The organism is Psychrobacter sp. AOP7-B1-24 (genome assembly GCF_052376215.1).
Taxonomy (GTDB): domain Bacteria; phylum Pseudomonadota; class Gammaproteobacteria; order Pseudomonadales; family Moraxellaceae; genus Psychrobacter.
Genome location: NZ_JBQSVL010000073.1, coordinates 1 through 14,805 on the forward strand (window position 1 = coordinate 1; position 14,805 = coordinate 14,805).

Consider the following 14,805-nt stretch of genomic DNA (forward strand, 5'->3'; position numbering starts at 1 on the left):
GAATATTAGTGTAGATTAGGGCGTGTCCTTATAGCAAGCAAATCCATTTTAACTTTCGTGTTTGCGGCGCATATGTGGAAACAAAATCACATCACGAATACTAGCAGAATCAGTCAGTAGCATCACCAAACGGTCAATACCGATGCCCTCACCAGCTGTGGGTGGTAAGCCATAAGACAAGGCTTCGATATATTCTTCATCGAAATGCATTGCTTCATCATCACCCGCATCTTTCTCAGCGACTTGACCATGAAAACGCTCTGCTTGATCAGCAGGATCATTAAGCTCGCTAAAGCCATTGGCCAATTCGCGGCCACCAACAAACAGCTCAAAACGATCGGTAATCTCAGGATTGTCATCACTACGGCGTGCTAATGGTGAAGTTTCAGCTGGATACTCAGTAATAAACGTTGGTTGACGCAATTGATGCTCAGCGGTTTCTTCAAAGATAATCGTTTGTAATTTACCTACGCCAAAACCGTCTTTGACTTGTTGCTTTAGCGTTGTTGACGCATAATTTGCCAGATACTCACGGTCATTGATGCGTGCCATATCAAAATTGTCTGCATATTTTGCAATCGCATCCGTCATAGACAGACGCGCAAATGGCGCTTTTAGACTAATGGCTTCTTCTTGATAAGTAATTTCAGTTGTTCCCAAAATATCCATTGCCAATTCGTTAAATAAGCGCTCAGTCAAGTTCATCAAATCATGATAATCTGCATAGGCTTGGTAAAACTCAATCATAGTAAATTCAGGGTTGTGACGAGTAGATACGCCTTCATTACGGAAACTGCGGTTGATCTCAAACACTCTCTCAAAACCACCAACGACTAAGCGCTTTAAATAAAGCTCAGGCGCGATACGTAAATAAAGTGGCATGTCTAAAGCGTTGTGATGGGTCACAAACGGACGCGCCACAGCACCACCTGGGATAGGATGCATCATCGGCGTTTCAACTTCCATAAAACGCTCGTTTAACATAAATTTACGAATACCGCTGACGACTTGGCTACGAATCATAAACGTATCGCGAGTCGTCTCATTGGTCATCAAATCAAGATGACGGTTACGATAGCGAGCTTCTACATCAGCCAAGCCATGGAACTTGTTTGGCATCGGACGTAGTGATTTGGTCAATAAGTTAAATTCTTCGATATGAACGTACAAATCACCTTTGCCTGAGCGACCGATATAACCTGACACGCCAACAATATCACCCAAATCTAGTGACTTGATACTTGCACGTGTCTGATCATCAAGCTCTTTACGTGCGACATACAACTGAATACGACCTGTCATGTCTTGGATAACGATAAATGAGCCACGGTTGAGCATAACTCGACCTGCAATATTGACCTGAGTCTTATCACCATTCGCTACTTTTTCTTCAATTTCTTGCTTTGATACACCATCAAAAGCTGTTTGTAGGTCTTGCGCATAATCAGTGCGTTTAAACGTATTTGGATACGGCTGCTTGCCCGAAGCACTGATATCATCTAGTTTAGCTTGCAGTTGTGCAATCAGCTCGTTAGCATCTTCTGGCGCTTGCTCTTGATTCTGATTTTGATTATTGGGCTTTGACATAACACTCTCAAAATTATTAGGTGATTAAAAGAAGAAATAAAAACTATAAATTTAAAATAAGACGTTCAAATAAAAAACGTCCTAACAAACATGATAATCAATCGACACAAATAGCAGGCTGTGCCACACCTTTCTGAATAACTTGATAACATCCAAAAACACTGCTATCACTGGCGCATTGTCCAGTTTGATTCTTAGCATTTGGGTCAACAAACCCATTAGCACTCCTACATTGTCCTTGGCAATCAGCACTATCTTTGCAAACTTTGCCAGCATCACTATAAGATAACACACACTGATAACAGCCAAGTCTGCCTTGCTGAACAAACAATCCACCTTTTGAGCGACACGAGCTAACCATCTCACTGGGCGGATAAGCACACGCTTGATAAACAAGTGGATCAGCTGTCACATTTTCCGCTGTACTATCGGACTGCACCGATGGCAATATGGGTGTAGATGGTATGACACTACAAGCAGATAACCAAAGTGCCATGAACATAGCCCATACAATGCTATTAGGAAATAGCCTTAAACACGACCAGTCATTTATCATAATCATTACCTTATTTTTGGTATTACAAATAACTGGCTATTCCGTTAATGCTTATCTCAGTAGTGCTTATGAATCTATCCCTTATGACTGTCTTAATCTCCACCGCCAATACTGGCCATTAGATCCGCTTGATGCTCACGTAATAAGGCATCAAGCGTTTCATCCAAATCGCCTTCCATAATAGAGTCGAGCTTATATAGAGTCAGATTGATACGGTGATCGGTCATACGCCCTTGCGGGAAATTATAAGTACGGATACGCTCACTACGGTCACCACTACCGACTAGGTCACGACGTATAGAATCTGCCACGTCGACCTGTGCTTGCACTTTGGCTTGTTGGATTTTTGAGACCAGCATTTTCATCGCATGCGCACGGTTTTTGTGCTGGCTACGCTCTTGCTGACACTCTACCACGGTGCCCGTTGGAATGTGGGTTAAACGTACGGCTGAGTCAGTGGTGTTAACGTGCTGACCACCTGCACCACTTGAGCGGAAAGTATCCATTTTTATGTCAGCAGGATTGATATCAACGGTATCATCAATCTCAACTTCTGGCATGACCGCAACCGTACAAGCTGACGTGTGAACACGGCCTTGGCTCTCGGTTTCAGGGACACGCTGTACGCGGTGAGCGCCTGATTCAAACTTTAGGCGACCATATACACTATTGCCGGATACACGCGTGATGATTTCTTTATAACCGCCATGCTCACCCTCATTGGCTGATAGCACTTCCACCGTCCAGCCTTGAGTTTGAGCATACTTTTGATACATACGGAACAAATCACCAGAGAAAATCGCTGCTTCATCACCGCCTGTTCCTGCTCGAATCTCCAAAAATGCCGGTACTTTATCATTAGGGTCTTTTGGTAACATCATGACATTGAGCGCTTCTTCCATCTCTACGATAGTATCACGTGCGTTATCGATCTCTTCTTGCATCATATCTTTCATATCAGGGTCTGATGCATCGGCCAACATGGCTTCTGCATCAGCCTGATCCGTTTCCGCCCCTACATAGTTCTGCCATAAAGTAGTGATTTCCATCAAGTCACTGTGCTCGACAGACAATTCACGAAATTTATTATTATCGCTGATGACACTAGGGTCTGATAGTAAGGCAGTGACCTCTTCATAACGGTCTACCATCTGGTCTAAACGCAGGCGTAAGGATTCTTTCATAAAAGGACTTTTTAAAGTGAAGGAAATAAGAGAATTATTATAGCAAATTTTAGGTCATTTTCCGAAATGCGTTTGCGCTAATTTAATATAAAACTCCATAATGACTAAAATCAAAAGCAAAAAAAGGATTATTAAATACTTGCAGTCAGCCCTTATGGCTTGCAAATACTTAATAATCCTCATAACTTTGCTTATATTTAACACAGTATCAAATAGATATCATACATCCGAATAGACATACCATAAGCAGCCATATAAACAAAGCTGATACCTATCGTTAAATATTAAACCTTACGAACCAATACTGATCCAATAGAATAACCAGCACCGAATGAACAAATAACGCCCAAATCGCCAGATGCTAGTTTGTCTTTATAACGATGGAACACAATCATTGGACTGGCTGAACTGGTATTGGCAAACTCAGCAATGACGCTCGGCACAATGGCTTTATCTGCTTCTTTGCCGACGACTGTACGTAAGATTAAATCAAGCATATTAGCATTGGCTTGGTGTAGCCACATCATCTTCACATCGCTGGCTTGTAATTCATTCTCAGTCAAATGCTCAGTGATAATCTCCGACACTTTCGGACAGACTTCACGGAACACTTTACGACCATTTTGCAAAAACAACTTATCAGTTACTGGCGCTTTGATGTCTGGATACATCTCGGTCTGTGCCGCCAAATACTCTGAACGATCCATAAATCCATATTCGTTTTTGATGTTGGTCGAAAACTGGGTGAAAAGCTTAGAGTTAAGAATCTCATAACCTTTTGGCGTGTCTAGATCTTCAACGATAGACGCCGTTGCTACATCACCAAAGATAAAGTGGCTGTCACGGTTACGCCAGTTAAGATGCGCTGAGGTAATCTCAACGTTAACAACCGCGATACGCTTGGCCAGACCTGAAACGATAGAACCATGTGCTTGTGATAGACCAAATGTCGCTGCACTACAGGCAACATTCATATCATAAGCAAACCCACCAACCATACCAATCTCATTTTGAATCTCGATGGCGACTGCTGGATAAGTACGCTGAAAGTTTGAACAAGCAAGGATAATACCATCCAAGTCATTGGCTTTTAGTCCAGCGTCAGCTAATGCATCTCTTAACGCAGCGGCGCCCATTTCTGCCATAACAGACAGCTCTTCACCCAAATTGCGATAGGCAATGACTGGCGCCATGATTTCAGGGTTTAAGATACCGTCTTTTTCCATCACATAACGTGATTTGATGCCTGATACTTTTTCGATAAATGCTGCTGACGAAGGCTCAAGCGCCGTAACCGTCTCTGCAGCGATCTCGTCAGCATGCTCTGTATTATAATTTTCAACATACTGGTTAAATGACTCAACTAACTCTTCGTTGCTGATGCTATAAGGTGGAATGTATAGGCCTGTGCCTGTGATACAAGTCGTCATGATAAGCTTCCTTGTCTACTACTATAGTGCTTAAAATAAGCATAAAGGTTAAAAAATAATAGTCATTTACTTTCGGTGAATGACTGTAAACTTAAAATCAGTGGCTTTATTATGCCTGAATATTATAATTTTTCTAATACTTTGTTACAAATAACCTGTTTGTTGCGAAAAACGAGCAAAGATTACCTGATTTTACAGCAGCTACGCTATAATTGACGCTATTTTTTCTTTCAAGCCTCACTAAAAATACGTATATAGTCGATCCACTGTAAAATAAACACAGCGATACTGGATGCATTTTGCGTAGCCTCTGTCTGCGCAAGCAAGCAAGCAAGCAAGCAAGCAAGCAAGCAAAATGTAACCCGTATCGAGTGGTTGTGCTTCTTTTGTTTAGGACTGACTATACAAGCTCATATTTGGAAAATGCTAATGGCAGAACTTCTCAACTGGCTATTTGGACAGTATGCTGACTACACTACTTTATTCATTGTTCTCGAATTGATTGCTGTTATCTTCGGTGTAGCAAGTGTCATTCTCGCCAGCAAAACCAAGGTTTTGGCATTTCCTGTTGGGCTAGTGAGTACAGCGATATTTGTGTACTTGCTATGGAAGTGGCAGCTGTTTGGCGATATGTTCATCAATGCCTATTACAGCATCATGAGTATCTATGGGTGGATTAACTGGTCAAAAAACAAAGACAGTCATGAACTACCAGATTATTCCGCCCAAACTAGCCAGCAGCAGAATGCATTGTTAAAAAACAATGATGCTCAAAGTAGCATCCAAGTTGAACACTTACATATAAAAGATGTACCAATACTAACCGCACTGGCCACTGCTACTGTTGCTTTCGTCGCTAGCATTTATTATTTCCGTCCAGTAATTAACAATGGTTTTAGCTTTGACGGTGCCGTGCTTGGTCTGCATTTATTCACTTGGGTCGACTATACTGACATGCTCACCACGGCGCTTTTCTTAATGGCGATGTGGCTTATGGCAAGGCGTAAGATTGAGCACTGGATATTATGGATCGTCGCCGATGCTATTTCTGTGCCTTTATATTTCTACAAAGGTTTTACTTTTACCGCACTACAATATGTGGTTTTCACTTTCATCGCAATCTGGGCTTATTATGAATGGCAAAGACGCTATCGTACACAACATCGCAGACAGTCTCAGACAGCGTACGCCTAAATCCGTCACTAAAATTGCGATATTAGGTGCAGAAAGCACGGGGAAAACAACCTTGTGTCGCGATTTGGCAGCACATTTTGAGAGTCCTTGGGTACCAGAATACATGCGCACCTACCTACAAGCCAAATGGGATAATGAGCAACTGACTTGTACATGGGATGATTTACTGCCTATTGCGCAAGGCCAGATAGCATTAGAAAACAAACTCGCCACACAAGCAGCTGAAACATCGCAAGGCAACCATTACCTGTTTTGTGATACCAGTCTGTTTGAATTAATGGCCTATTCTAACTGGTATTATGATGACTGCCCTGCAGCACTGACTCAGGCCGCATTGACGCATCATTATGATTTAATCCTATTAACTGAAGTGGATATCCCGTGGGTCGCTGATGATTTACGAGATAGCCCACATCAGCGTGATGAAATAAGCGACTATTTTGCAAGCCAGCTAACCCATCATCAAAAGCAGTTTCATCGTATCGGTGGTGATAGAGAGCAACGAGTACAGCAAGTGGCTAAACAACTTTCTCAAATGCATTCTATCTGACGTCACACATATATGACTTATAGCCTTATTTTTAAGAACCTTGCGAGACATCCATGCTAAAAAATATCGAATATTACTTAGAAAAAACTATATTTAACAGCCGCTGGATACTCGCGCCTTTTTACTTAGGATTGGTCTTAGGCATTGTTTTATTATTTATCAAATTTATCCAAAAGCTTTGGGGTATGTTTGCAGATATTCTAGTCACTTCTGAAGCGAGTGTGATTGTAGACATACTTGTCTTAGTCGATATTTCTCTGGTTGCCAGCTTACTACTTATCATTATATTTAGTGGTTATGAGATTTTCGTTTCCAAGATCGATACCAATGACCATGATGATCGACCTAACTGGATGGGCAAAGTAGATTTTTCTGGGCTTAAATTAAAAGTCATCGGTGCCATCGTCGCCATTTCTGCGATTGATCTTTTAAAGTCATTTATGGACATCACAAGTGGCATGAGCGAAGGCGATGCAGACAAGCTCATGTGGAAGGTGATTATTCACATGACATTCGTCCTGTCAGGCTTACTATTTGCCATTATGGATAAAGTCGTTGGCGATACCAAAAAACACTAGCGCTTATTTTTCCACACACTATCCATCTTCATTACACGTGTTTTCTTCATGCCTCCTCTATCCTTTTCTTTGAACCTACTGACTGTTGCATTAACAGTCTTGGACTAAAGAGTCATATGAGGAGCTCCCATGCAAAAAACACTATTAATTAAATTATCCATCATCGCGGGGCTGTGTGTTCTGTTTGCCGTTGGTCTCAATATGATCGGCTCAGTCATCTACGAGAGGCAAAGTTATTCAGAGTCGGTTATCAGAGAAATCGCTCAACAGCATGTCAACCCGCAAGAAGTCATTACACCATTTATTGCCATTCCTACCACGGTCACACCTGAATGTGAGATTAAAGGGTCTGAAGCAATTAGTAATTGCGCTGCCTCCTACTCAAAAATTGAAACTGTTTTTGCCAATCAAACCCAAGCAGCTCAAGATCTTGAGGTAAACACGGACACCTATAAGCGCGGTGTTTATCATGCGACCAGTTATAACGGTGCGCTGAAATTTGACCAAAACTATACTTTTGATTCAACTTTAATTAGCTTAAACGAGCCTAATAATACCGTTAACCAAGCATCCGTTTCAGTCGATAGCGCTACAAACCCATTTATCAATAAAATAAAACCTGAAAAAACCATCATTCACTGGAATGAAGCCAAGTTGATTATCCCTGTATCAGATCTGCGCGGTGTAGCGACCCTACCCACAGTGACTATTGATAAAAAATTAATACAAGCAACGTATCCGCAAACACCTATGCTAAAAGAGTTAACCTATGTAGAGGTGGCAATACCTCAAGATATATTGAATCGTCCAGCGAAGCCTATTGCTAGCCCGCAGGATAACGAAACATTACCTGGTACAGACTTGACCAATCAACCATCCGATACCGAAAGTACTCAAGCGATTAGTATCACAGTAGACTTACCTTTAGCAGGTATTAGCAACTTGAATACAGTACCCACTGGGCAGAACTTTAGCTTAACCATGCGTAGTAACTGGCATGCACCAAACTTCATTGGTAAAGCCCTTCCAAATGCTAAAAAGTTCACCACAAAAGGTTTTGAAGCCAATTGGCAGAATCAGTATTTAACGGTCACCAACAATCAATATTTATCACATTGTATCGGCAGCGCCAATAGTGAGTGTGCTGTTACGAGTCAAGCAAGCCTTGATACCAGCAGTCAGTCGATGTCTCGTAATAATTTGAGTGCAGTAGAAGGCGGCACAACATCCGATAGTATGCGCCTAAGCAGCTTCGGGGTTAGTTTTGCCGAGCCCAATGATGTGTATCTCCAGACCCAACGAACCATGAAGTATGCTCTATTACTAATCCTCGTTTCCTTTGGCACTTTCTTCTTATTTGAAGTCATTAAATCTAGCCGTATTCACCCTATTCAATACCTATTGGTCGGTTGTGCATTATTCGTTTTTTACGTGTTATTGCTACCGCTTGCTGAGCAGATAGTGTTTTGGAAAGCGTACGCCATTGCCGCTAGCGCCTGTGTCGGGCTCATTGGTTGGTATACTTATTATGTGCTTGGCGGTGTCAAACGCGCGGTCATCTTTACTACCACACTGGCAGGATTGTATGCGTCATTTTTTGGCATTCTCACCACAGAAGACATGAATCTATTACTGGGTGCCGTATTCTGCTTTGTATTACTCGCCTGCGTGATGATCATGACACGTAAAATAGATTGGTATAAAGTTGCCTAACACTACCAAAAAAACATAGAGATCATTAACTTTTAAACCATAAAAATCTGGGCTGCTCTAAGTCTGCATACTATAGTCGATCCGCTATAAAACAAATACAGCGATACGGGTTACATTTTGCGCCGCCTCTGTCTGCGTAGGCACAGCAAGCAAAAAAGATGTAACCCGTATTTGTGGTTGTGCCTCTTTTATTTAGGACTGACTATAAGTCTGCATATCCACTGGTTAGGCAGATTTAGAACAGTCCAACCTTCTTATCAGACAGCCATATCACTATGCGGCAACGCCTATTCTGTCCAATACTCCGCAAAAACAAAAATCCTCCTTTCCAGTTCTGACAGTCGCTATCGATATGGTGATATTTCATCAACCATCAAAACAAAATAGCAAAACACTTATCCAATCCATGCTATCGTTTCCGACGTGTCTTTTTTATTTGCTTGATTCATAACCCTTATCGCCCATGCAACTATCGTTAGTCCAATTTAAAAGAGATTTTTCGCTATAAATACGACAGAATATCACTTTCTGTGACACTATTTTTCATTCAGTTTTAGATTGGTAGTCATCACTTTTGCTAAGCAATCAGGCGCGGTTATAGTAGCGTAGTCAAAAAAAACTATAGCCAAAAAACTATAGCCAAAATCCTGTTCTGATTTATGTCAAAACCCACTTGCTCATGGTAGGAATTATTGTGAAAGCCACGCTTTATACTGTTATCGCTTTGATCGCCTTTGCCGCCAACTCTCTCTTTGGAAGAATGGCGCTGGCAGAAGGCTATATAGACGCTTGGAGCTTTACCATCATTCGTTTAGTGAGTGCGGCTGTTTGTCTGGCTATCATTATGACGGTTTACACTTACCGCTTACGACGTCGGGCGCTCAAGCTAAATAGCACCTCTTACACAGCCATTTTAAAAGATAAAGGCAGTTGGCTTAGTAGTATCAGCTTGGTGATTTATGCGCTGTGTTTTTCAATTGCCTATGTGGAACTAGATACGGGCACTGGCGCACTTATTTTGTTTTCAGCAGTTCAGCTCACCATGATTGGCTGGGGCATTTATAAAAAAGAGCAACTAAGCGCCTTACAATGGGCGGCCTTCATCGTTGCAGTAATCGGGTTTGTGTATTTGATGCTACCCTCAGCGGCAGTGCCTTCACTATCGGCAGCGACACTGATGGCAATCAGTGGTGTGGCTTGGGGTGTTTATAGCATCCGTGGCAAGTCTTGTGTATCACCACTACGCGCCACAGCGTTTAACTTTATTAGAAGTCTGGTGGCCGTTCCGGTGCTATTGTTAATCGCTATGCTCTGTCTCGACAATATAGGCTTAGAAAACATCAATGTAGGCGATATCACTATTACAGGCATACTGCTAGCCTGTGCATCAGGGGCGATCGCATCCGGCATGGGTTATAGTATTTGGTATATGGCGATGCCACTGTTAAAAAACACCCAAGCCGCTGTGGTACAACTTTGCGTGCCAGTGCTTGCGGCCATACTGGGCGTGGTATTTTTATCTGAGCAATTAACCATACAGTTTGTAGTGGCAAGCACGGTCATATTGAGTGCGGTGTTGGTGTTTATTTTGAATAAGAAAGCACCTACTCAAATTAACACTGATCGAGATGATATAGTCAAAGAAATCTAAAACAGCTACAAGGCATCCGACCGCAGATTGTACATATAGCACCTCTAGGGAGGGTAACACCGTAGCGGTTTAGTAGTTCGCTGACTATACTAATTTAAGGTGTGCACGCCGTTTTGACTTCCCTTGCTGTACAATTGCCTTGTATTACATCAGTTACTTTGTATCAATGCTGCCCCCTCGCTAATTATATATACCGCTACAGCCATCATCATGTAAGGAAATACCGTGCAAGAATTACGACGCTTTAAAGACTATCTACACGACAGGCCTAAGCCAACAGGTATCGACGTTGTTTGCGGTCTAAAACATTTTTCTATTATCACTTATGCGGTGCCAGTAGATAGATTTAAAGGTATATTTCCTGATAGGTTCAAGCTCGATACGGTAATGATAAACGGTGAAGAAAAAGGCTTGATTTCGGTTGTGCCCTTTATCGATGTTGACTTTACTTCTGCAGTCTATCCTTTTCCGACATTCACCATGGGACAAACCAATTATCGTATATACCTCATAGATATAGAAACAGGTGAGCGCTGTGTGTGGTTTTTGGGCACGACCTTAGATTCTTGGACACTAGCAGTACCAAGATACTTATGGAGTCTGCCTTGGCATAGCGCTAAGATGACTTTTGATTGCCATTTTGATGATGCAGCTGGCAGGTATGCAAAATATTCGGTAAATGCCGAATCAGAATGGGCAGCGGCGACGGTATCTCTTTCGCAAACTGCAAAGGATAGCTTTTCATTCTCAGGCTTCCCTGATACTGAATCAGCGCTCATTTATTTAACTCATCCTTTAGCAGGATTTTATCATCGACGTGATGGCAAGCTTGGCACTTACCGTGTTTGGCACAAAAGACTTGAGGTACAGCCAGCCTCTCTAATTTCTGCCAATTTCAAGCTATTATCAGACTTAGGTATTGTCACTCTTGCAGAACAACAGAAACCCTACAGCGTGCTCATCGAGCCATTGAATACATTTACGATTTATTTACCGCCAAAAGTTGTTGGGGCTACTGATTGCTAAAATTGTACCAAACTAGGCTCAAGCTGACGATAATGTCGACACCTTAGCTAGGCTTGCAACAACGTTTCGGGGGATTTTGGCATTATTCCATCTATTGCTGCCCAAACTAATAACCCTGCAGATACGAGCCCTTTTGCAGCAGATCCAAAATATAGGCTTTATTCTAAGTTTTTAGAAGCAGATTTATAATCATAATAAGCAAAAGCATCACGCATCCCGTCAAAGTAAGCAGGTGAACTATAACGCTCCAGTAAATAAATCTCTTGCGGTCTGATTATGTAATCATCCATAGGACAGTTGCTATTCATTTATTGTTATTTGTATGTTTACAACATTCACTTTTTTGGGCTATGACCATACTATAGTTCATATTTAACCCAACCGTTAAAAACCTCCAATTCTCTTATAATAATAAACAATAGTCAATTTTTTAACTGTTTATATGAGTGCATTGGTTGTAGAAAAATATTAAAAGAACAGTTCTCTTGTATATTCACATTACAATATATATAATATTCATTATTGCGAACCTATTAGAGCAGGTTTTCTCTACGCGTGATTATCAAAATTCCTTGGGAGAAACTAACATGATTCGTTTAAGCTATACTCTCAAATGCTGGATGTTAGGTATTACTTATTTCTTAGTGTTTTACTTCATGGTCATCATGAGCGATCCTAGCTTTAGTAAATATATTTATATGTTAGCACTAAGCACTTTACTATTTCCTATTGCTAAGCGAGCCATCGACGTAGCAGCGGAGTCTCTTGTACCAAACATTACATTGTTCAACGGACTATTGTCGTCCTTATTTATCAACGTCATCATTTGGCTATGCACACCGTTTATTGTAGCGCTAACCGTAATTACATTTGTATTTTATAGTATGGGTGTGATGACAGAGCGTGTTCGTCATTAATATCTATAAAAATAGATAATTTTTGCCATAGCACAACGATTACCTTATCAAACAATTATGACTGATGTTATTACACACATTAAAAAAGCGCCCCACTTTGGAGGCGCTTTTTTAGTATCTATCTAATGATATTAGATAATATTATCATCTATATCCGTTTGGATATACAACTTCGCCGTACTACCACTATCTTGATACAAGTCATAACCAGCTTGATCAGAAGTCGCTGACTTAGTCATATCAGATACATTGACCGTATCTACACTATCACCGTTAACAAATAGCTCGTTGTTAGCATCTGTTAGACTAATAACATCATCTAATTCTAAGTTGAGTGTTTGTGTACCATTATCCGTCATATCTATGACCTCAATACTTTCGAATGTCGTGCTATCGTAAGTACTAAAATCAATATCGATACCATTATTATTGATAATTAAGGTATCTGTACCAGCGCCGCCATCCATCAAGATATTATCTGCTTGGAATATGAGCATATCATCACCAGCACCTCCTGAGAGACTATCTGCTCCAGTACCACCACTAATGACGTCATTACCATCGAGTCCGTCTAGTACATTGTCGTCATTATCACCTAGTAAGAAGTCATTACCAGAAGTCCCTGTAGTTGTTGGGAAAAGGATATTGAGCTCTATACTATTGGTGACACCATCTCCATCGTTGTCCAAAACTGAAAAAGTTACATCTTCAGTGTAGGTACTAGTGGCAGTATTCGGTACATCATACTGGTAGTTACCTGTGCTGAAGTTGACGATAAGTGAGCCACCTGCCGCAGTTGTAATAGTGACTGTAGTAGTCGCTTGATCATAACTATAGGTAGATGCAGCAGCATTACTTGTAAGCTCACCTGTTGATTCATTGAAACCATAGTTAAAATTGTCGATATCCACTTCACTTAGATAACCACCATCAGCACCAAAGCCTGTGTTAGTCGAGCCACCTGCGCTCACTAAGTTGCCCGTTGCGCTCCTTGCAATACCGTCTAAGATCGTCTGCTGTAGGGTCGCACCACTGACGATAACACCATCAGCATCGACATCATCTCGACCATTATAAGCGATTGCATTTAAAGATGTTTCAGCAGTACTGCCAGAGGAAAAGTTAATAATCGATAGCGCTGATGAGTCAATGCTATTAGCTTTTAGAAAGTCTGTCCAAATAGTCTCTTCTGCTGCTTGAATGCCATTATCAGTAGTGCTTGAACCTACGCTTCCAGTAAGCTCAGTCTCATCACCAAGACCTCTATTCGGTACGCCATCGGTAATAAATATAGATTTATTTATAGGGTCATTTGATACTGCATTACCTTGACTATCAATGGTCGACACAGATTCAAGCTTACCTGGATCATCAAACGCATCGATCGCGCTGCCCAATGCAGCATCGTAGTTAGTGAGGTTAGTAGCACTCAAGGCCGCGATCTGCGCTTTGGCCTCAGTAGCTGATACCCACTCAGTACCAATAGCTTCTGCATCTGTAGTAAATGTTACCAGTCTAACTTTGACGTCACCCAAATCGTCATACGCGTCAATGGCTTCTGTCAAAGCATCTTTTGTTGCCTGCAACCTATTAACACCATTATCATTAGTGGCCATACTACCTGACACATCCACAATTAATAACAAGTTAGTATTAACTGGCTGTAAAAGAATGTCGGTATTTGAGCTGCTAGCATCCGGTGTATCGTCTTCTACAGAAATAACAAACGCCGATGAGGCTGAGTCATCTATACCATCACTAACGGTAGCTGTGAAGTCTAAATCTAGACTGTCTTCGCCAGTAGTATTCGGATGGTCTATGGACTCTAATAATGTTGTCGTATAGTCAGCCGTATAGTTACCGCCGCCAGTATCAGTGAATGCACCAATAGTTACGGTCGCAACATCTACTACTACATTGTCAATCGTCGCTGTACCTGTGAGCGTATCACCGGCTTGCGTCCATGTGACAGCTTCACCTTGCGAAGTAATACCAGTAGGGCCATTCAATGTCACAGATAGGTCATTTACGCTAGCTAAGTCAGTGTCTATTACAACGATGGTACCTGTCTGCTGAGCTCTATTGGTAGTATCAGTAAATCCTGCTAACGCATCACTATCAGTAATACCATCTGCTAACCCTTCTTCTGATACAGCAGTATTACCAAAAGTAACTACTGGAGCATCGTTCACAGTGATGTCTAAGGTAGTGCTGTCAGTGTTGCCATCAGGGTCAGTCACGGTGTAGTTGACTGTCGGTACAGTACCATTGAAGTCGGCTGCTGGATCAAAGGTATAGCTACCATCCGCATTCAAGGTCAAGTCACCGATAGGATCACCATTGTTGTCAGTCAGGGCGGTTTCGGTGCCTAGAACCAATGTAACTTGAGTACCACTACCATCAATGTCTACGGTCGCTG

The 14,805-nt window shown here is 41.6% G+C and carries 13 protein-coding genes; 7 read left to right on the top strand and 6 right to left on the bottom strand.

The genetic code is table 11. The features are described from left to right. Positions 1-48: 48 nt before the first annotated feature. From lysS to ACT3QP_RS12205, 4 genes are all read right to left on the bottom strand, one after another. Positions 49-1,587 carry a lysine--tRNA ligase gene (lysS, locus tag ACT3QP_RS12190; protein WP_444525688.1) on the bottom strand — a complete coding sequence of 513 codons (1,539 nt, stop codon included), beginning with the start codon at positions 1,585-1,587 and terminating at the stop codon, positions 49-51. Between the two features lie 97 nt (positions 1,588-1,684). Beyond that, positions 1,685-2,083 (bottom strand): hypothetical protein, encoded by a 399-nt coding sequence (locus tag ACT3QP_RS12195; protein WP_444525689.1) that lies wholly within the window; start codon positions 2,081-2,083, stop codon positions 1,685-1,687. Between the two features lie 152 nt (positions 2,084-2,235). After that, positions 2,236-3,327, bottom strand: a complete 1,092-nt coding sequence (gene prfA / locus ACT3QP_RS12200) for a peptide chain release factor 1 (protein WP_444525690.1) — start codon at positions 3,325-3,327, stop codon at positions 2,236-2,238. A gap of 284 nt (positions 3,328-3,611) precedes the next feature. Further along, positions 3,612-4,757: a beta-ketoacyl-ACP synthase III gene (locus tag ACT3QP_RS12205; RefSeq protein WP_444525691.1), complete on the bottom strand. Its 1,146-nt coding sequence runs from the start codon at positions 4,755-4,757 to the stop codon at positions 3,612-3,614. 429 nt (positions 4,758-5,186) lie between these two features. On the opposite strand from ACT3QP_RS12205, the gene pnuC reads away from it, so the two are divergent. From pnuC to ACT3QP_RS12235, 6 genes are all read left to right on the top strand, one after another. After that, positions 5,187-5,951 (top strand): nicotinamide riboside transporter PnuC, encoded by a 765-nt coding sequence (pnuC, locus tag ACT3QP_RS12210; RefSeq protein WP_444525692.1) that lies wholly within the window; start codon positions 5,187-5,189, stop codon positions 5,949-5,951. Then, the gene (locus tag ACT3QP_RS12215; RefSeq protein ID WP_444525693.1) at positions 5,890-6,501 is read left to right on the top strand and encodes an AAA family ATPase; all 612 of its coding nucleotides are present in this window, start codon (positions 5,890-5,892) and stop codon (positions 6,499-6,501) included. The genes pnuC and ACT3QP_RS12215 overlap by 62 nt, the downstream gene beginning before the upstream one ends. A 53-nt stretch (positions 6,502-6,554) precedes the next feature. Beyond that, complete coding sequence (locus ACT3QP_RS12220) at positions 6,555-7,079, top strand: TIGR00645 family protein (RefSeq protein WP_444525694.1); 525 nt, start codon at positions 6,555-6,557, stop codon at positions 7,077-7,079. 129 nt (positions 7,080-7,208) lie between these two features. After that, positions 7,209-8,792 (top strand): cell envelope integrity protein CreD, encoded by a 1,584-nt coding sequence (creD, locus tag ACT3QP_RS12225; protein ID WP_444525695.1) that lies wholly within the window; start codon positions 7,209-7,211, stop codon positions 8,790-8,792. Between the two features lie 694 nt (positions 8,793-9,486). Further along, positions 9,487-10,443 carry a DMT family transporter gene (locus ACT3QP_RS12230; protein ID WP_444525696.1) on the top strand — a complete coding sequence of 319 codons (957 nt, stop codon included), beginning with the start codon at positions 9,487-9,489 and terminating at the stop codon, positions 10,441-10,443. Between the two features lie 225 nt (positions 10,444-10,668). Beyond that, on the top strand, positions 10,669-11,469 hold the full coding sequence (locus tag ACT3QP_RS12235; protein ID WP_444525697.1) for a DUF2071 domain-containing protein: 801 nt from the start codon (positions 10,669-10,671) through the stop codon (positions 11,467-11,469). A 158-nt stretch (positions 11,470-11,627) separates the two neighbouring features. Here the strand turns inward: ACT3QP_RS12235 and ACT3QP_RS12240 are convergent, their stop codons facing one another. Continuing rightward, positions 11,628-11,759, bottom strand: a complete 132-nt coding sequence (locus ACT3QP_RS12240; RefSeq protein ID WP_444525698.1) for a hypothetical protein — start codon at positions 11,757-11,759, stop codon at positions 11,628-11,630. A 297-nt stretch (positions 11,760-12,056) separates the two neighbouring features. Between ACT3QP_RS12240 and ACT3QP_RS12245 the strand changes: the two genes are divergently transcribed. Further along, positions 12,057-12,386 carry a hypothetical protein gene (locus ACT3QP_RS12245; RefSeq protein WP_444525699.1) on the top strand — a complete coding sequence of 110 codons (330 nt, stop codon included), beginning with the start codon at positions 12,057-12,059 and terminating at the stop codon, positions 12,384-12,386. A gap of 131 nt (positions 12,387-12,517) precedes the next feature. Here the strand turns inward: ACT3QP_RS12245 and ACT3QP_RS12250 are convergent. Next, on the bottom strand, positions 12,518-14,805 hold a 2,288-nt coding region (locus tag ACT3QP_RS12250), incomplete at its 5' end, for a beta strand repeat-containing protein (RefSeq protein ID WP_444525700.1).